We start from the raw sequence: 17,269 nt of genomic DNA, 5'->3' as shown, positions 1-17,269 counted from the left end.
GTCACGCCTTCCCGGGGCCCTGGCCGGAGGTGCCCGGCTCGCTCCCCGCGGGTGTGTCGGTGCCGGTGGTGCCGTCGGGGAGCCGCCGCCCGGCGGGCTCGGGGGCGTCGGGGTGCGAGCCGGCGGCGCCGGCCCGCTCGGCGGGGGTGTCGGCGGCCGCGACCCGGGCGTCGGCGGCCTCCAGGCCGGGCGCCCTGCCCGCCCCGCCGTCGGGGCGCACGGTCTCGCGGGCCTCGCCGGGATCGGCCGGCGCGGGTCCGGGGCCGCCGCCGATCGGCGGGGCGGTCTCGCCGCGCTCGGCGGCGAGGTGGACGCCGGCCAGCGTGGGCCCGGCCGACCACGGGGCGTCGACCGCGGCGGCGGCCTCGGCCGCGTCGGCGTGCTGGGAGAAGCCGGCGAGCTGCCGGGAGACGCCGCGGAAGTCGGTGAGCGGGGCGCCGCGGGTGGGGTGCGGCTTCTCGCCCCGGCGCAGGGCCGCGACCAGCGCGCGGGCGCTCTCGACGTCCTGCTGGTCGTAGAACTCGTAGTCCACGGTCACCACGGGCGCGTAGTCGCAGGCGGCCAGGCACTCGGCGTGCTCGAGGGTGACGGAGCCGTCGGCGGCGGTCTCGTCGTGGTGGACGCCGAGGTCGGCCGCGACGGCGTCGAAGATCCGCTTGCCGCCCAGGACGTTGCACAGGGTGTTCGTGCAGACGCTGACCAGGTGCCGGCCGGTGGGCCGGCGCTTGTACATCGTGTAGAAGGTCGCGACCGCGCCGACCTCCGCCTTGGTCAGCCCCAGTTCCTCGGCGCACAGCGCCACGCCCTCGGGGGAGACGTAGCCCTGCACCGACTGGACCAGGTGCAGCATCGGCAGCAGCGCCGACCGCGGCTGCGGGTAGCGGGCCATGATCGCCCGCGCCTCGAGCCGGGTCTGCTCGGTCAGCGGCGGCAGGTCGGCGGCGGCGGGTTCCACCGGGCTGCTGTCCAGCCCGGTGACCGCCGTCCCCTCCGCCGATCCGGGGAGCGCGCTCATCGGTCGACTCTCCGTTCCTGGGTCGTCTCCGCGGCCGCTCCGCTCCTCGCTCGCCGTCCCCCGCGAGCGGGAGGTGCCCCCAGCTCGCTGCGATGCTCACTCACCTGTCGACTCCTCCCATGACGGGGTCGATGGAGGCGATCGCCGCGATGACGTCGGCGATCATGCCGCCCTCGCTCATCGCGGCCGTGGCCTGCAGGTTCACGAAGCTGGGGTCGCGCACGTGGACCCGCCACGGGCGGGTGCTGCCGTCGCTGACCACGTGGTAGCCGAGCTCCCCGCGCGGGGACTCGACGGGCACGTACACCTGCCCGGCCGGCACCCGGAAGCCCTCGGTGACCAGCTTGAAGTGGTGGATCAGCGACTCCATGGAGCCGGCCATGATGTGCTGCACGTGCTCGAGCGAGTTGCCCATGCCGTCGGCGCCGAGCGAGAGCTGCGCGGGCCAGGCGATCTTGCGGTCCTCCACCATGACCGGCCCGGGCTCGAGCCGGTCCAGCGCCTGCGCGACGATCTTGAGCGACTCCTGCATCTCGGCCATGCGGACCAGGTAGCGCCCCCAGGCGTCGGACGTGTCGGCGGTGGGGACCTCGAAGTCGTAGGTCTCGTAGCCGAGGTAGGGCTCGACCTTGCGCAGGTCCCAGGGCAGCCCCGCGGCGCGCAGGCAGGGCCCGGTGACGCCGAGCGCCACGCAGCCGGTGACGTCGAGGTAGCCGACGTCCTTGAGCCGGCGCTGCCAGATCGGCTGGCCGGTCAGCAGCTTGTGGTACTCGGCCAGCCGCTTCGGCATGACCTCCAGCCACTCGCGGATGTGCTCGACCGCGCCCGGGGGGAGGTCCTGGGCGAGCCCGCCGGGGCGGATGTAGGCGTGGTTCATCCGCAGCCCGGTGATCTCCTCGAGGAGGTCCAGGCACAGCTCCCGCTCGCGGAAGCCGTTGGTCATCGCGGTGAGCGCGCCCAGCTCCATGCCGCCGGTGGCCAGGCCCACCAGGTGCGAGGCGATCCGGTTGATCTCCATGACCAGGACGCGGATGGTCTCCGCCCGCTGCGGCACCTGGATGCCGAGCAGCTTCTCCACGGCCATGCAGTAGCCGGCCTCGTTGTACAGCGGGGACAGGTAGTCCATCCGCGTGACGAAGGTCGTGCCCTGCGTCCAGTTGCGGTACTCGGTGTTCTTCTCGATGCCGGTGTGCAGGTAGCCGATGACCACCCGCGCCTTGGTCACCGTCTCGCCCTCGAGGTCGAGCACCAGCCGCAGCACGCCGTGCGTGGAGGGGTGCTGCGGCCCCATGTTGACGACGAGCCGCTCCTCGCCGCCGAGGTCGCTGCCGAAGGTCTGGTCCCAGTCGCCGCCGGTGACCGTGTAGACGCGGCCCTCGGTGGTCTCGCGGGAACCGGCGTAGGGGTCCTGCGTGCTCGTCATCGGGAGCCCCTCATCGGTAGGACCGGCGCGTGTCGGGGGGCGGGATGGTCGCGTCGTGGTACTCCACGGGCACGCCGCCCAGCGGGTAGTCCTTGCGCTGGGGGAAGCCGTCCCAGTCGTCGGGCATGAGGATCCGGGTGAGCGACGGGTGGCCGTCGAAGACGACGCCGAACATGTCGTAGGTCTCGCGCTCCTGCCAGTCCGCGGTCGGGTAGACCGCGGTCACCGACGGCACCCGCGGGTCCTCGGCGGTGACCGCGACCTCGAGGCGGATGCGGCGCCGGTAGGTCATCGACGTCAGGTGGTAGACGACGTGCAGCCGCGGCCGGCCGGGCGCCACCGCGGGGCCGCCGCTGTCGAGGTAGTCGACCCCGGAGACGCTGGAGCACAGCTCGAAGCGCAGCGCCTCGTCGTCCCGCAGCGCCCGCACCAGGGTGAGCAGGTGCTCGCGGGGGACGAAGTAGGTGATCTCGCCGCGGTCGACGAGCACCCGCGAGACCGCGACGGCGTAGGTGGCCTCGCCGACCGCCTCGACCAGCGCGTCGGTGACCTCGTCGAAGTACCCGCCGTAGGGGCGCTCGGTGGAGTGCAGCGCGACCGCGCCGCCGGGCTCGACCCGGACCAGGCCACCGAAACCGGAGGTGTCGCCGCTGCCGGTGACGCCGAAGGCGCCGCGGCGGAAGCCACCGGCGGGCTCGCCGCCGATGCCCTGCCGGCCGCCGTCGGGACCCGGGGTGGGGAAGCCGCCGTCGCTGCTCACCGCGGGCTCCGCACGTAGGGCTCGGGCAGCAGGACGGCGCGGCCGCCGCGCTGCTCGATGGCGAACTGGCCGGTGCGGCCCTCGGCGGCGGCCTGCTCGTAGGCGCGCCGGGCGGCCTTGTCGACGCGGACGCTGGAGGGCATCTCCACCAGCAGGTCCTCCGCCGTCCCCTCCTCGCGGGCCCGCGCCAGCTGCCGCGCCCGCTTCTCGCCGAGCGGCTCGTGCTGGATCTTGTAGTGCAGCTTGAGGATCGCGTCCATGAGCATCTCCGGCCGCGGCGGGCAGCCGGGCAGGTACATGTCCACCGGGACGACGTGGTCGACGCCCTGCACGATCGCGTAGTTGTTGAACATCCCGCCGGAGCTGGCGCACACGCCCATGGCGAGCACCCACCGCGGCTCGGGCATCTGGTCGTAGATCTGGCGCAGCACCGGCGCCATCTTCTGGCTGACCCGCCCGGCCACGATCATCAGGTCGGCCTGCCGAGGCGAGGCCCGGAAGACCTCCATGCCGAAGCGGGCCAGGTCGTAGCGCCCGGCGCCGGTGGCCATCATCTCGATGGCGCAGCAGGCCAGGCCGAACGTCGCCGGCCAGAACGACGACTTCCGCGTCCAGTTGACGAGCTTCTCCACCGTCGTCAGCAGGACGCCGCTGGGCAGCTTCTCCTCGAGACCCACCGGTCAGACCCCCATCACCCGGGCGCTCAGTCCCACTCGAGCCCGCCCCGCCGCCACACGTAGGCGTAGGCGAGGAAGACGGTGCCGATGAACACGACCATCTCGACCAGCCCGAAGACACCGAGCGCGTCGTTGGCGACGGCCCACGGGTAGAGGAAGACGATCTCGATGTCGAAGACGATGAACAACATCGCGGTCAGGTAGTACTTCACCGGGAAGCGGCCGCCGGTGAGCGGCTGGTCGACCGGCTCGATGCCGCACTCGTAGGCCTGCAGCTTCGCCCGGTTGTAGCGGCGGGGGCCGATGAACGGGGCGGCCGTGACGGAGAAGAGCGCGAACGCCGCGGCCAGGGCGAACAGGCCGACGATCGGCACGTAGGTCGACAGCATCAGCGGCACCCTACGGTGACGGCGGTCACGTCCGCCGAGCGTCGGGGACGGGCGGTGCCCATTCGGTATCGGATCGTCATGTCGACCTCACACCGCCGGGGTCAGTCGGGTCAGCACGGCCAGCGCCCGGTCGAACCGGTCGCCGTCCCGGCCGTCGGAGAGGTTGCCCATCAGCCGCAGCGCGCGGTTCACCAGCGCGGGCCGCTTGAGGCCGTGCGCGGTGGCGAAGCGGACGACGTCGGGCCGGTCGAGCAGCGCCAGGAAGCCCATGCCCAGCCGGTGGTGGCGGCCGTACTCCTCGCGCAGCCGCCGCGGGTACCGGCGCAGCGCGGCCTCGCGGGCTGGTCCCTCGGGCAGCCGCAGCGCCTCGACCGCGGTCTCGGCGGCCATCCGCCCGGTCTCCAGCGCGTAGCTGATGCCCTCGCCGTTGAACGGGTTGACCACCCCGGCCGCGTCGCCGGCCAGCAGCAGGCCGCGGGTGTAGGCCGGCTGGCGGTGCAGCGCCATGGGCAGGCCCGCGCCGCGCAGCGGCGTGACCGCGTGCTCCTCGCCCAGCTGCCACTCCTCCGGCAGCGTGGCCAGCCACCGGCGCAGCACCGTGCGGTGCTCGGCGCCGGTGCCGCGCCGGGTGTCGAGCAGGCCGAACCCGACGTTGGCGGTGCCGTCGCCCATGCCGAACGACCAGCCGTAGCCGGGCATCGAGTCGGCGGTGGGGCCCTCGGCGGACAGGTCGAAGGAGATGTCGAGGTAGTCGTCGGCCGAGCGGGGGGTGCGCACGTACCGGCGGACCGCGACGCCCAGCGGGCGGTCCTCCCGGCGGACCAGGCCGAGCGACTTGGCCAGCCGCCCGGACAGCCCCTCGGCGGAGACCACCAGCGGCGCGCGCCAGGTGGCCGGCTCCCTCGCCGGGCCGACGAGGATGCGCACGCCGACGACCCGCCCCGCGTCGTCCAGCTCCGGGTCGGTCACCTGGACGCCGGTGTGCACCCGCGCGCCGGCGGCCGCGGCGTGGTCGGCGAGCAGGGTGTCCAGGTCGCTGCGGGTGCGGATCAGCCCGTACGACGGCCACGACCGCAGCCGCGGCCAGTCGACCTCCACGACCTCGCCGCCGCCGAACACCCGCAGGCCCCGGTGGCGGACCCAGCCGGTGGTGTCGACGCCCAGCTCGTCGAGCGCCGCGACGCCGCGCGGGGTCAGCCCGTCGCCGCAGACCTTCTCGCGGGGGAAGTCGGCCTTCTCCAGGACCACGACGTCGAGGCCCGCGGTCGCCAGCACGCGGGCCGCCGACGAGCCCGCGGGACCCGCGCCGACCACGACGACGTCGGCGCGCAGCTCGTCGCCGCCCGGCACCGCGGCGAGGGTCCTCGGCACGTCGTCAGCCCTCCGGTCGTTCCCGAGACGCTTGTGAAGAATTTCACGAGGTCGACGGCTCCGAGCCTACGCCCGCGTGTGAGCCACGGAACAAGCCCCCCGTGACCAGGCTCACTCGCCGTCGTCCTCGAGGCGCCCGCGCGGCGCGGCGCGGGGCGCGGCGCTCCTGCGCGGCGGCAATGCCGCGGTGCGGGACTCGCGCCCGGCGGCAGTGCCGCGGTGCGAGCGCCACCGCCGGGCTGTGGGACGGCGGTCGTCCCCGCGACCCGGCACTGCCGCCGGACAGCAGAGGCGGACGGCGGACGGCGGACGGCGGACGGCGGACGGCGGGACGGGAGCGGCGGCGCACCGAGAGCGGCGGCGCACCGAGAGCGGCGGCGCACCGGGGAGCAGGGGTGCAGCGGGGAGCGGCGGCGACGGTACGGGGAGGCCGGCGCGTCAGGGGCGGCGGGCGCGGTGCAGCGCGACGACGCCCCCGGTGAGGTCCCGCCAGGCCACGTCGGCCCAGCCGGCGGCCTGCACCCGGGCGGCGAGCGCCGGCTGGTCGGGCCAGGCGCGGATCGACTCGGCCAGGTAGACGTACGCCTCGGGGTTGCTGCTGACCGCGCGGGCGATCCGCGGGAGCGCCCGCATCAGGTACTCGAGGTAGACCGTGCGGAACGGTCGCCAGGTGGGGCTGGAGAACTCGCAGACCACCAGCGTCCCGCCGGGCCGGGTGACCCGGAGGAACTCGCGCAGCGCGGCGTCGGGGTCGGCGACGTTGCGCAGCCCGAAGGAGATGACGACGGCGTCCACGCTGGCGTCGGCCAGCGGCAGCGCCATCGCGTCGCCGGCCACCTTGGGCACCGGCCGGTCCGCGCCGGCGCGCAGCATGCCCTGCGAGAAGTCGCACGCGATCGCGGTGACGCCGCCGGCGGCCAGCTCCACGGTCGAGACGGCGGTGCCGGCCGCCACGTCGAGCACCGTCTGGCCCGGCCGCGCACCCACCGCCTCGCGGGTGGCGCGGCGCCAGCCGGCGTCCCGGCCGCCGGACAGGACGGTGTTGGTGACGTCGTAGCGGCGGGCCACCCGGTCGAACATCGCCGCGACCTCGGCGGGGGCCTTGTCCAGGCCGGCCCGCAGCCCGGCGGTGTGCGCGTCGTCTCGCCGGTCAGCCACGGCGACTGACGTTACAGAGCCGTCGGCGGCACCCCGCCCGCACGGCTGCCTACTCTGGAGTCGTGACCGCAGCGGCCCTGACCTCGCCGGACGCCACCGCGTCCGAGGTCACGACCGTGGAGCTGCCCGACGCCCCGGAGCTGCTGCGCCTGCTCCCGGCCGCCGGCGCGCTCTCCTGGGTCCGGCGCGGCGAGGGCCTGGTCGGCTGGGGCGAGGCCGCCCGGCTGGAGGTCAGCGGCCCCGGCGCGCTCGCCCGGGCCGCGCAGTGGTGGGACGAGCTGTCCGCGCAGCTCACCGGCGAGGACCCGGTCGCCGTCCCGGGCTCGGGCCCGGTCGTCTTCGGCAGCGTCGCCTTCGACCCGGCCGCGGGGACGTCGGTGTTCGTCGTCCCGCAGGTCGTGGTCGGCCGCCGCGCCGGCGTCGCCTGGACGACCACGATCGGCGCCGCTCCCCCGCCCCCGGCCCGGCGGCGACCCCAGGTGGCCCCCGGGCGGCTGCGCTACGCCGACGGCGCGCTCGACCCGGCGTCGTGGTCGGCCGCCGTCGGGGCGGCGGTGCGCCGCATCGGCGCGGGCGAGCTGGCCAAGGTGGTGCTCGCCCGCGACCTGCTGGTGACCGCCGACGTGCCGCTGGACCCGCGCCGGCTGCTCGACCGGCTCGCCGCGCGGTTCCCCGACTGCTGGACGTTCGCCGTCGACGGGCTGCTGGGCGCGACCCCGGAGCTGCTGCTGCGGCGGACCGGCCGCCGGCTGTCCTCCCGCGTGCTCGCCGGCACCGCCCCGCGCGGGGCGGGGGCCGACGACGAGCGCCTGGCCGCCGCGCTGCTCGACTCCGCCAAGGACCGCGCCGAGCACACCCTCGCCGTCGACTCCCTGGTGCAGGCCCTCGAGCCGTTCTGCGACGAGCTCACCGCGCCCGCCGAGCCGTCGCTGCTGACCCTGGCGAACGTGCGCCACCTGGCGTCGGACGTGACCGGCACGCAGCGCCGCTCCGGGCCGCGGGCGGCGGCGAGCCTGCTCGACCTGGTCGCCGCCGTGCACCCCACGGCCGCCGTCTGCGGCACCCCGCCGGACCGGGCCACGGCGCTCATCGGCGAGCTCGAGGGCATGGACCGCGGGCGCTACGCCGGCCCGGTCGGCTGGCTGGACTCCCGCGGTGACGGGGAGTTCGGCCTGGCCCTGCGCTGCGCCCAGCTGTCCCCGGACGACCCGGCCACCGCCCGGCTGTTCGCCGGCTGCGGCATCGTCGCGGGCTCCGACCCGGCCGCCGAGCTGGCCGAGACCCAGTCGAAGTTCGCCGCGTTCCAGGCCGCCCTCGAGGGCTGAGCCCGTCGGTCAGCGGTCGTCCTCGCCGCGGGCGATCCGCTCGGCCCGCTCCGCGCGGGTGGGGCTGCGGCGCCCCAGCTGGCCGTTCGCCCGGGCCAGCCGGGCCGCGTTGGCCACCCAGGCGGCCACCAGCCCACCGATCACCACGACGGCCACCACGATCCAGATCCAGGTCACGACGACTCCTCCCTGGGCGCTCGCCGCGTCGGCCGCGGCCGTGAACACCCGATCGGTCGTGCCCTACCCACCGGCACGCGGAGCACGCGTCAGCGGCCCTGCCAGGCCGCCCACAGCGTCGCGTACCGGCCGCCCGCGGCGACCAGGTCGGCGTGGCTGCCCTCCTCGACGACCCGCCCGGCCGCCAGGACGACGACCCGGTCGGCCCGCACCGCCTGGGTGAGCCGGTGGGCCACCACGAGGGTGGTCCGCCCGGCGGTGGCGGCGAAGGCGCCCTCCTCCAGGTCCCGCGCCCCGGAGCTGCCCGCCTCCGCGGTGGCCTCGTCGAGCACGGCCACGGGCGGGTCGGCGAGCACCAGCCGCGCCAGGGCCAGCTGCTGGGCCTGCGCCGGGGTGAGCGTGGTGCCGCCCTCGCCGACGAGGGTCGCCGTCCCCTCGGGCAGGGCCGTGACCCAGCGCGCGCCGACCCGCTCCAGGGCGGCGGCCACCTCCGCGTCGCTCGCCTCCGGGCGGGCCAGGCGGACGTCGTCGGCCAGCGTGCCGGCGAACACGTGCACCTCCTGGCTGACCAGGGCCACCCGGTCGCGCAGCCCCCGGCCGGGCAGCTCGCCGGCGGGGACCCCGTCGAGGAGCACGGTGCCCGCGGCCGGCTCCAGGGCCCCGGCGAGCACGGCGGCCAGGGTCGTCTTGCCCGCGCCGCTGGCGCCCACGAGCGCCACCCGCTCCCCCGGCGCGATCCGCAGGTGGACGTCGTCGAGCACCGGCGGGCCGTCGCCGTAGCGGTGCCCCACCCCGCGCAGCTCCACGGCCGGCCGGGTGCCGGCGGGCGGGCGCTGCGGGACCGTCGCCGGGTCGGGCAGGTCGACGACGCCGACGAGCCGCACCAGCGCCGCGCCCGCGGCCTGCACCTCGTCGAAGGAGAACAGCAGGATCCCCAGCGGCCCGAACAGGCGGTGGAACAGCAGCGCCGCCGTCGTCACCTCGCCGACCGACGCGGACCCCGAGCGCACCAGCCAGAAGCCGACGGCGAGGACGGCGGCCAGCCCCAGGAACTCCGACCGGTTCATCCGCCAGCCGAAGTCGGTGTACAGCCGGAAGACGCCGACACCGACGTCGCGGGCGACCGCGGACCGGCGGGCCACCTCGGCGGCGTGCGGACCACTGCGGGCGTAGGCCCGGATGGTGTCGGCCCCGTGGACGGCGCCCAGCAGCGCGTCGGCGCGGTCGGCGACGGCGAGCCGCTCGCGGGCGTACACCGGCGCCGACCGCGGCAGGTACCAGCGCAGCGCGAGCGCGTACGCCGGCAGCGCGAGCAGCCCGGCCACCGCCAGCCGCCAGTCGAGGGCGCCCAGGCCCAGCAGGGTGAGCAGCACGGCGAGCGTCGCGCCGATGACCTCGGGCAGCCCGGTGGTCACCGACTCGCTGACCCGCGCGACGTCGTCGCCCACGCGGGAGAGCAGGTCCCCGGGGCGCACCCGGTCGAGGGTGGCCGTGTGCAGGTGCAGCACCCGGGCCACGACGGACTCGCGCAGCCGCGCCAGCACCGACTCGCCCAGCCGGCTGATCGCCACCGCCGAGAGACCGGCCAGGACCGCGGTCAGCACCGCGGCACCGGCCAGCGCCAGCAGGAAGCCGCCGATCGCGCCGCCGTCGCCCACGGCGTCCACCAGGCGGCCCAGGACCGCGGGGGCGACGAGCCCGGCGGCGGCCGAGGCGACGCTGACCAGCAGGGCGGTGACCGCGAGGCCGGGGCGCTCGCGGGCGTAGCGGCCGACGACGCGCGCCGCCCGCCGTCCCGTCGCCGTGGGCAGCCGGTCGGGCGCTGCCGCGTCGGTGCCGACCGCTCCCGGGCCGACCGGTCCCGTGCTCACCGCAGCACCGCCGCGCGGTACGCGCCGGCGGCCGACAGCTCCGCGTGCGTCCCCTCGGCGGCCACCCGGCCCCGGTCGACCAGCAGCACCCGCGCGCACCGGCCGAGCAGCGCCGGGCTGCTGGTGACCAGCACCGTGGTGCGCCCGGCGCGCAGGTCGGCGACGCCGGCGGCGATCGCCTCCTCGGTCACGGCGTCGACGGCGGTGGTCGGGTCGTGCAGCACGAGCACCGGCGGGTCCTGCAGCAGGGCGCGGGCCAGCGCGATCCGCTGGCGCTGGCCGCCGGAGAGGGTGCGGCCGCGGTCGGCCACGGCGCGCCGCTCGCCGTCGGGGTGCCCGGTGAGGACGTCGCCGGCGGCCGCGGCGTGCACCGCGGCCAGGAAGCGGTCGTCGGCGGTGGTGCCGTCGGGGTCGACCGCCGTCCGCAGGGTCCCCTCGAACAGCACCACGGCGTGCGGCTCCACCAGCACCGCGCGGCGGGCGGCGGACGGGTCGAGGTGGCGCACGTCGACGCCGTCGACGAGCACCGCCCCGCCGACGTCGGCGTCGGGCAGCCGGCCGGCCAGGACGGCGACGAGCGCCTCGGCGTCGCGCGGGTCGGGCGCCACGACGCCGACGAGCTCACCGGCCCCGGCGGTCAGCGACAGCCCGGCCAGGCTGCCCGCGGTGACCTCGCGCAGCTCCAGCCGGCCGTGCCCGGGCGGGCGGCGCCCGGCGTCACCGGCCGTCAGCACCGGCCGGCCGAGCACCGCGGCGACCCGGGCCGCCGAGGCCCGGGCCTCGGCGATCTTCTGGCCGGCGAAACCGAGCAGGCCGATCGGCTCGGCGAGGAACTGCGCGAGCCCCACGACGGTGACGAGGTCGCCGATGCCGAGCTGGCCGTCGAAGGCCAGCGCGCCGGCGGCTCCGGCGACCGCGGTGAGGAACAGGCCGCTGCCCAGCGTGGTGACGCCGCGGTAGACGCCGACCGCGCGGGCGGCGCGCAGCGTCGAGGCGAGCGCGGTGCGGCTGGTCCGCCGGTACCGCTCGGTGCCGGCGTCCTCGGCGCCGATCCCGCGCAGCGCGCGGACGCCCTGCACCAGGTCGGTGGCCAGCCCCGCGGTGCGCGCGACGTCGGCCTGCTGGGTGGCGGTGCGGCGGGTGAGCAGCGGCGCGAGCAGCTGCAGCACGCCGACCAGCAGCGGGGCGCCGGCCAGCACCGCCAGGCCCAGGGGCACGTGCACGAGCAGCAGCGAGACGGCCGCGACGACGACGGCGGTCGTGCCGGCCACCACCAGCGACGCGGCCTCCAGCACCCGCCCGACCCGGTCGGTGTCGGAGGTGGCGGTGGACAGCAGCTCCCCGGTGGCGGGCGGGTCGGCCAGCCCGCGCGGGTCCAGCACCCGCTCGGTGAGCTCGACGCGCAGCAGGTGGGTCTCCTCCCACCAGGCGGCGGTGACCGCCAGCGCGCCGAACCGGTAGGCCTGGGAGAGGACGACGAACAGCAGGCCGGTGCCGGCCAGGGCGACGGCGAGCGCGACCCCGTCCCCGGTGGCCACGGCGCGGTCGATCGTCAGCCCGATCGCGACCGGGACCAGCGCCTCGCAGGCCTGGTGCAGCGACAGCAGCACCATCGCCACGGCCAGGCGGCGGGGGTGGCGGCGCAGCGCGCGCCGCAGCAGGGTGGACGCCGTCGGAGGCAGGGCTCCTCCTCCGGCAGCCGGTCGATCAGGTCAGGGCACCCTAACCTGCGTCGTACGCGGGTCGGTCCCGCAGGGCCGCCGCGGCCGCGTCGCGCAGCCGGACGGCCAGCTCGGCCTCCGCGCGCTGGTCGGTGCGGACGACGACGACCCGGGGGCCGCCGCGGGCGAGCGCGGCCGCCAGCTCCGCCGGGGACGCGACCGTCTCGGCCGCCCAGCCCAGGGACCGCGCGACGGCGACCAGGTCGCGGCCGTGCGGGGTGCCGAAGACCCGGTCGTAGTCGCCCGCGTACTCCGGCCGTCCCGGCTCGAGCTGGGCGAAGATCCCGCCGCCGTCGTTGTCCGGCACCACGACGGTGAGGTCGGGCGCGGGCTCGCCGGCGCCGAGCAGCAGACCGGTCAGGTCGTGCAGGAACGTGAGGTCCCCCATCACGGCGACGGCCGGCCCGCCGTGCGCCAGGGCCGCGCCCACCGCGGTGGAGATCGTGCCGTCGATGCCGGCCACCCCCCGGTTGGCGAGCACGGTCAGGTCACCGCGCGGCACGGCCAGCCGGTCCGCGTCGCGGACGGGGGTGGAGGAGCCGAGCACGACCAGCCCGCCGGCGGGCGCCGCGGCGAGCACGTCGCGGGCGAGCCGCGCGGCGGTGCCGGGCTCGCCGTCGAGCACCGCGTCGGTGGCCGCGCCGATCCGCGCGGCCGCCGCCGACCAGGCCGCGGCCCAGCCGGTGTCGACGGGGCCCCCCGCGGGCGGCAGCCCGCCGACGGCGGCGGCGTTGCGGCCGGCGTCGGCCCACCGCGGCCCGGCCGGCACGACCTCGACCCGGACCGCGGGGTCGGCCAGCAGCGCCGACACCGGGCGCGACAGGGTCGGCCGGCCGACCACGACCACCCGCTCGGGCCGGTGCGCGGCCAGCCAGCCGGCGTCGCCGAGCAGCAGCGCGCCGCCGCGGACGCCCGCGCCCCAGGCGCCGCTGCTCGGCTCGGCGACGACGGGCCAGCCCTGCCGGCAGGCGAGCTCCGCGGCGGCCCGGCCGAGGTCCGCCGGGGCGTCCCCGGCGACGACGACGGTGCGCGCCGGGCCGGCCGCCAGCGGCGCCGGGCCGGGGGTCCCCGGCTCCCCCGCGGTCCACGGGCCACCGTCGGCGCGGCCGGCCCAGGGCCCGTCGGCGGCGGGCGTGCCACCGCCGGGCAGCAGCGGCTCGCGGAACGGCACGTTCAGGTGCACCGGGCCGGGGTCGCCGGAGACGACGCCGCGGGCCACGAGCAGCGCGCGGGCGACCAGCGACCGCCAGTACCGGTTCTGTGGCTCCTCGCGGCCGGCCTCGGGCACCCCGACGTCCGCGGCGAACCGCACCGCGCCGCCGTAGAGGCCCGGCTGGTCGATCGTCTGGTTGGCGCCGGTGGCGCGCAGCTCCGGCGGGCGGTCGGCGGTCAGCGCGAGCAGCGGCACCCCGCTCGCGTCGGCCTCCAGCACGGCCGCGTGCAGGTGCGCGGTCGCCGTCCCGGAGGTGGTGAGCACCGGGACCGGCCGGCCCGAGCGCCTGGCCAGACCGAGGGCCAGGAAGGCCGCCGTCCGCTCGTCGACCCGCACGTGCAGCGCCAGCCGGCCGGCGCGCTCGGCGGCGGCCAGCGCCAGCGCGACCGGCGCCGAGCGGGACCCCGGCGCGACGACGGCGTCGGTCACCCCGCCCCGGAGCAGCTCGTCGACCAGCACGGTGGCCAGCGCGGTGGACGGGTTCACGTGGTCACCGCCGCCAGCCGGGCCCGCCAGCGCGCGTCGACGTCGGCGGGCGCGGTCACCGCGGCCAGCCGGTCGGGGACGACCGGGCGCACCGGCAGCGCGCCGTCCACCGGCAGCAGCGGCTGCGCGGTGACGTCGCCGGTCAGCAGCGCCACGGTCGCCAGGCCGCAGGCGAAGGGCAGCTCGGGCAGGGCCGCGGCCAGCGCCACTCCGGCGGCGATGCCGACCGAGCTCTCCAGCGCCGAGGAGACCACGCACGGCAGCCCGTGCGCCTCGGCCACCCGCAGGGCCGCCCGCACGCCACCCAGCGGCTGCACCTTGAGGACGACGACGTCGGCGGCCTCGCGCAGGTCGACCCGCAGCGGGTCGGCCGAGCGCCGCACCCCCTCGTCGACGGCGACCCGCACGTCGATCCGGCGGCGCAGCGCGGCCAGGTCGGCCAGCGCGGCGCACGGCTGCTCGACGTACTCCAGCCCACCGGCGGCGGCGTCCAGCTCGCGGATGCGCACCGCGGCCGTGTCGACGTCCCAGGCCGCGTTGGCGTCGACCCGCACGGCGCCCGCGGGGCCGAGCGCGTCGCGCACGGCCGCCACCCGGGCGAGGTCCTCGGCCGCGCTCTGGCCGGGCTCGGCGACCTTGACCTTCGCCGTGGCGCAACCGGAGGCGGCGACGATCGCGTGCGCCCGCTCCGGGTCGACGGCGGGCACGGTGACGTTGACCGGCACGGTGGCGCGCACCGGCGCCGGCCAGCCCTCGACGGCGGCCTCCCGGGCGGCGGCCCACCAGCGGCGGCTCTCGGCGTCGTCGTAGTCCCAGAACGGGCTGAACTCGCCCCACCCGGCCGGGCCGTGCACGAGCACCCCGTCGCGGACGTCGATGCCGCGGAAGCGGGTGCGCATCGGCACCGAGTAGACGTGCACGGCGTCGAGCCCCGCCGCGTCCGCCACACCCGGAGGATAGTCAGCGCGACCGACGCCACCCCCGCGGCGGCGGCCGACCGCGGGACCCGAGGAGGACGGCGGCCCCGATGAGCCTCGAGCAGCTGGGCGATGCCGCGCCGGCAGCCTGGATCGCGCAGTCGACGACCGGGTACTGGCAGCTGATCGAGTTCGGGCCCGACTGCTTCGAGGCGTCGGCCCGGCTCCGCTACGTCCCCGACCCGACGCGTCCCGGCGAGCGGGAGGGCGACGTCCCCCGCGACCCGGAGCTCCCGTCGGACCTGCGTCGGTGCGTGGCGGCTATCGAGGTCCTGTGCGGGTGGACCGGCACCCCGGAGGAGCTCTTCTGCTGCTGGTGGACCGGGTCCGCCCTGCCGCCCGGCGGGAGGGAGGAGCCGACGGTCGGCACCCTCCACCGGGACTACGCGCTCTTCCGCGGGGGACTCCCCGACCTGCGGGCACTCGCGGTCGACGAGGCGCTGCCGCCGCCGGCGTTCACCTGGCCGGCCGACCACCGGTGGGTCGTCGCGAGCGACGTCGACCCGCACTTCGCCGGCATCGGCGCCGAGCGGGCGGCGATCGAGGCGCTGGTCCGCGACCGGCGCCTCGACGTCGTCCCCGCCCGGCCGCGGGAGCGCCAGCCCCGCTTCGCCTGACCCCGGCCGGCGGCCGGCGGAGCGCCGGAGCCGGGCGGTCGCGTGTCACGGCACCGGTAGCCTGGCGTCCCGTGGCCCGGCAGCTGACCCTCGTGCCGGCGCCGGCGGACCCCCTCGCGCTGCTCGACCCGCTGCGCGCCTGCCTGGCCGGCCGGGCCCCGCTGGCGGTGCTGCCCGCCGGTCCGCCGGCCGCGGTCGAGGCCGCCCGCGCCGTCCTGCACCCCGGGGAGCCGCTGGAGGAGGACGCCGACCTCGTCGTCGTCACCTCCGGGTCGACCGGCAGCGGCCGCGCCGTCCTGCTGCCGGCCGCCGCGCTGCACGCGTCGGGCACCGCCACCCACGACCGGCTGGGCGGTCCCGGCGGCTGGCTGCTCGCGCTGCCGGTGTCTGCGATCGCCGGGCTGCAGGTGCTGTGCCGCTCGCTGCTGGCCGGCACCGCCCCGACCGTGCTGCACCGCGGCGAGCCGCTGGCCGCGGCGGTCGGACGGATGCCCGCCGGCCGCCGCTACGCCTCGCTGGTCCCCACCCAGCTGCGCCGCTCCCTCGACGCGGAGCCGGACGCGCTGCGCGGCCTCGACGCCGTCCTCGTCGGCGGGGCCGCGACCGACCCGGCGCTGCTGGACCGCGCCCGCGCGGCCGGGGTCCCGGTGGTCACCACCTACGGGATGACCGAGACCGCCGGCGGCTGCGTCTACGACGGCGTCCCGCTCGACGGCGTCTCCGTGGCCGTCGACGACGGCGGCGTCCGCCTCGCCGGGCCCGTGCTGGCCCGGGGCTACCGCGCGGACCCCGCCGCCACGGCCGAGGCGTTCGCCGGCGGCTGGTTCCGCACCCGGGACGCCGGAACGCTCGCCGGCGGCGTGCTCACCGTGCACGGCCGGCTGGACGACGTCGTCGTCACCGGCGGGGTGAACGTGGCGCCGCAGGCGGTCGAGGGCGTGCTGCGCGAGCACCCGTCGGTCGCCGACGCCGTGGTGTTCGGCCGGCCCGACCCCGAGTGGGGGCAGCGGGTCGTGGCCGCCGTCGTGCCGGCCCCGGGCGCCGACCCCGGCCTGGACGCGCTGCGGCCGTGGGTGGCCGAGCGGCTCGGGGCGCCGGCCGCCCCCCGCGAGCTGCACCGCATCCCCGCCGTCCCGACGCTGCACACCGGCAAGCCCGACCGCCGCGGCGTGGCCGCGTCCCTGACCGGAGGACCCGCCTGATGGCCACACCCGCCCAGTGGGTGGCCGGGGCGCGTCCCCGGACGCTGCCCGCCGCCGTCGCCCCCGTCCTCGTCGGCACCGGCGCCGCGGCCGCCCTCGACGGCTTCCGCCCCGTCCCCGCACTGCTGGCGCTGCTGGTCGCGCTCGCCCTGCAGGTCGCGGTCAACTACGCCAACGACTACTCCGACGGGCGCCGCGGCACCGACGCCGACCGGGTCGGCCCGATGCGGCTGGTCGGCTCCGGCGCGGCCACGCCGCGGCAGGTGCTGGTAGCCGCGCTCGCCGCGTTCGCCGTCGCGGCGGTCGCCGGCCTCGCACTGGCGGCGCTGTCGAGCTGGTGGCTGGTCGCCGTCGGCGCGGTCTGCATCGTGGCGGCCTGGACCTACACCGGCGGCCCGCTGCCCTACGGCTACCGGGCGCTGGGCGAGGTGTTCGTCTTCGTCTTCTTCGGCCTGGTCGCCGTCACCGGGACGACCTTCGCCCAGACCCGCGAGGTCGAGGGGCTGGCGCTCGCGGCGTCGGTACCGGTCGGCCTGCTGTCGGTGGCCCTGCTGGTGGTCAACAACCTGCGCGACATCGCCGGGGACGCCGCCGTCGGCAAGCGGACGCTCGCGGTGCTGCTCGGCGAGCGGGGCACCCGGCTGGCCTACGCCGGGCTGCTGGTCGCCGCCTTCGCCGTGGTCGTCGCGATCGGGGTGGCCCGGCCCTGGGCGCTGCTCGCGCTGCTGGCCGCGCCGCTGGCGGTCCCGCCGACCCGGCTGGTGCTCTCCGGGGCGCGCGGACCGGCGCTGATCGCGGGCCTGCAGGCCACCGGGCTGCTCACGCTGGCCACCGGGGTGCTGCTCGCCGCCGGCCTCGCCCTCAGCTGACGCACCCGGCGACCATCC

16 protein-coding genes are annotated in these 17,269 nt (G+C 77.8%); 4 read left to right on the top strand and 12 right to left on the bottom strand.

Annotation, left to right across the window (positions count from 1 at the left end):
- Window position 1: 1 nt before the first annotated feature.
- The 7 genes from nuoE to ACI781_RS03070 all read right to left on the bottom strand — a co-directional run bounded on the left by nuoE (window position 2) and on the right by ACI781_RS03070 (window position 6,793).
- A complete protein-coding gene (gene nuoE, locus ACI781_RS03100) occupies window positions 2–1,015 on the bottom strand; it encodes an NADH-quinone oxidoreductase subunit NuoE (protein ID WP_456564615.1) in 1,014 nt (337 codons plus the stop codon).
- Between the two features lie 100 nt (window positions 1,016–1,115).
- Entirely contained in the window at window positions 1,116–2,438 is a 1,323-nt protein-coding gene (locus ACI781_RS03095; RefSeq protein ID WP_456564614.1) for an NADH-quinone oxidoreductase subunit D, read from the bottom strand.
- 10 nt (window positions 2,439–2,448) lie between these two features.
- The gene (locus ACI781_RS03090; protein ID WP_456564613.1) at window positions 2,449–3,198 is read right to left on the bottom strand and encodes an NADH-quinone oxidoreductase subunit C; all 750 of its coding nucleotides are present in this window, start codon (window positions 3,196–3,198) and stop codon (window positions 2,449–2,451) included.
- The gene (locus ACI781_RS03085) at window positions 3,195–3,875 is read right to left on the bottom strand and encodes a NuoB/complex I 20 kDa subunit family protein (RefSeq protein ID WP_456564612.1); all 681 of its coding nucleotides are present in this window, start codon (window positions 3,873–3,875) and stop codon (window positions 3,195–3,197) included. Before ACI781_RS03085 ends, ACI781_RS03090 begins: the two co-directional genes overlap by 4 nt.
- A gap of 26 nt (window positions 3,876–3,901) precedes the next feature.
- Window positions 3,902–4,264, bottom strand: coding sequence for an NADH-quinone oxidoreductase subunit A (locus ACI781_RS03080; RefSeq protein ID WP_456564611.1), 363 nt, complete (start codon window positions 4,262–4,264; stop codon window positions 3,902–3,904).
- An 87-nt stretch (window positions 4,265–4,351) separates the two neighbouring features.
- Window positions 4,352–5,635, bottom strand: a complete 1,284-nt coding sequence (locus ACI781_RS03075) for a geranylgeranyl reductase family protein (protein ID WP_456564610.1) — start codon at window positions 5,633–5,635, stop codon at window positions 4,352–4,354.
- A 438-nt stretch (window positions 5,636–6,073) separates the two neighbouring features.
- Window positions 6,074–6,793: a demethylmenaquinone methyltransferase gene (locus tag ACI781_RS03070; RefSeq protein WP_456564609.1), complete on the bottom strand. Its 720-nt coding sequence runs from the start codon at window positions 6,791–6,793 to the stop codon at window positions 6,074–6,076.
- 62 nt (window positions 6,794–6,855) lie between these two features.
- On the opposite strand from ACI781_RS03070, the gene ACI781_RS03065 reads away from it, so the two are divergent.
- Window positions 6,856–8,118 carry an isochorismate synthase gene (locus tag ACI781_RS03065; protein WP_456564608.1) on the top strand — a complete coding sequence of 421 codons (1,263 nt, stop codon included), beginning with the start codon at window positions 6,856–6,858 and terminating at the stop codon, window positions 8,116–8,118.
- A 9-nt stretch (window positions 8,119–8,127) separates the two neighbouring features.
- Here ACI781_RS03065 and ACI781_RS03060 read toward each other — a convergent pair whose 3' ends face one another.
- The 5 genes from ACI781_RS03060 to ACI781_RS03040 all read right to left on the bottom strand — a co-directional run bounded on the left by ACI781_RS03060 (window position 8,128) and on the right by ACI781_RS03040 (window position 14,533).
- Window positions 8,128–8,295, bottom strand: a complete 168-nt coding sequence (locus ACI781_RS03060; protein ID WP_456564607.1) for a hypothetical protein — start codon at window positions 8,293–8,295, stop codon at window positions 8,128–8,130.
- 89 nt (window positions 8,296–8,384) lie between these two features.
- Entirely contained in the window at window positions 8,385–10,166 is a 1,782-nt protein-coding gene (locus tag ACI781_RS03055; RefSeq protein WP_456564606.1) for an ABC transporter ATP-binding protein, read from the bottom strand.
- Window positions 10,163–11,779, bottom strand: a complete 1,617-nt coding sequence (locus ACI781_RS03050; protein ID WP_456564740.1) for an ABC transporter transmembrane domain-containing protein — start codon at window positions 11,777–11,779, stop codon at window positions 10,163–10,165. Before ACI781_RS03050 ends, ACI781_RS03055 begins: the two co-directional genes overlap by 4 nt.
- A gap of 109 nt (window positions 11,780–11,888) precedes the next feature.
- The gene (gene menD, locus ACI781_RS03045) at window positions 11,889–13,586 is read right to left on the bottom strand and encodes a 2-succinyl-5-enolpyruvyl-6-hydroxy-3-cyclohexene-1-carboxylic-acid synthase (RefSeq protein WP_456564605.1); all 1,698 of its coding nucleotides are present in this window, start codon (window positions 13,584–13,586) and stop codon (window positions 11,889–11,891) included.
- Window positions 13,583–14,533: an o-succinylbenzoate synthase gene (locus ACI781_RS03040; protein WP_456564604.1), complete on the bottom strand. Its 951-nt coding sequence runs from the start codon at window positions 14,531–14,533 to the stop codon at window positions 13,583–13,585. Before ACI781_RS03040 ends, menD begins: the two co-directional genes overlap by 4 nt.
- A gap of 80 nt (window positions 14,534–14,613) precedes the next feature.
- On the opposite strand from ACI781_RS03040, the gene ACI781_RS03035 reads away from it, so the two are divergent.
- The 3 genes from ACI781_RS03035 (at window position 14,614) to ACI781_RS03025 (ending at window position 17,251) form a co-directional block, all read left to right on the top strand.
- Window positions 14,614–15,180: a hypothetical protein gene (locus ACI781_RS03035; RefSeq protein ID WP_456564603.1), complete on the top strand. Its 567-nt coding sequence runs from the start codon at window positions 14,614–14,616 to the stop codon at window positions 15,178–15,180.
- Window positions 15,181–15,251: 71 nt separating this feature from the next.
- Window positions 15,252–16,382 (top strand): o-succinylbenzoate--CoA ligase, encoded by a 1,131-nt coding sequence (gene menE / locus ACI781_RS03030; RefSeq protein ID WP_456564602.1) that lies wholly within the window; start codon window positions 15,252–15,254, stop codon window positions 16,380–16,382.
- A complete protein-coding gene (locus ACI781_RS03025) occupies window positions 16,382–17,251 on the top strand; it encodes a 1,4-dihydroxy-2-naphthoate polyprenyltransferase (protein ID WP_456564601.1) in 870 nt (289 codons plus the stop codon). The genes menE and ACI781_RS03025 overlap by 1 nt, the downstream gene beginning before the upstream one ends.
- Window positions 17,252–17,269 lie beyond the last annotated feature (18 nt).

The organism is Blastococcus sp. SYSU D00695 (genome assembly GCF_054050555.1).
Note: the sequence above shows the minus strand (reverse complement) of the source record. Positions and strands in the feature narration are given on the sequence as shown.

Excerpts from the sequence above, each read along its gene's own strand:
- ACI781_RS03095 (WP_456564614.1), bottom strand. The coding sequence starts at position 2,438 with ATGACGAGCACGCAGGACCCCTACGCCGGTTCCCGCGAGACCACCGAG.
- ACI781_RS03050 (WP_456564740.1), bottom strand. The coding sequence starts at position 11,779 with ATGGTGCTGCTGTCGCTGCACCAGGCCTGCGAGGCGCTGGTCCCGGTC.
- ACI781_RS03025 (WP_456564601.1), top strand. The coding sequence starts at position 16,382 with ATGGCCACACCCGCCCAGTGGGTGGCCGGGGCGCGTCCCCGGACGCTG.
- ACI781_RS03080 (WP_456564611.1), bottom strand. The coding sequence starts at position 4,264 with ATGCTGTCGACCTACGTGCCGATCGTCGGCCTGTTCGCCCTGGCCGCG.
- ACI781_RS03035 (WP_456564603.1), top strand. The coding sequence starts at position 14,614 with ATGAGCCTCGAGCAGCTGGGCGATGCCGCGCCGGCAGCCTGGATCGCG.
- nuoE (WP_456564615.1), bottom strand. The coding sequence starts at position 1,015 with ATGAGCGCGCTCCCCGGATCGGCGGAGGGGACGGCGGTCACCGGGCTG.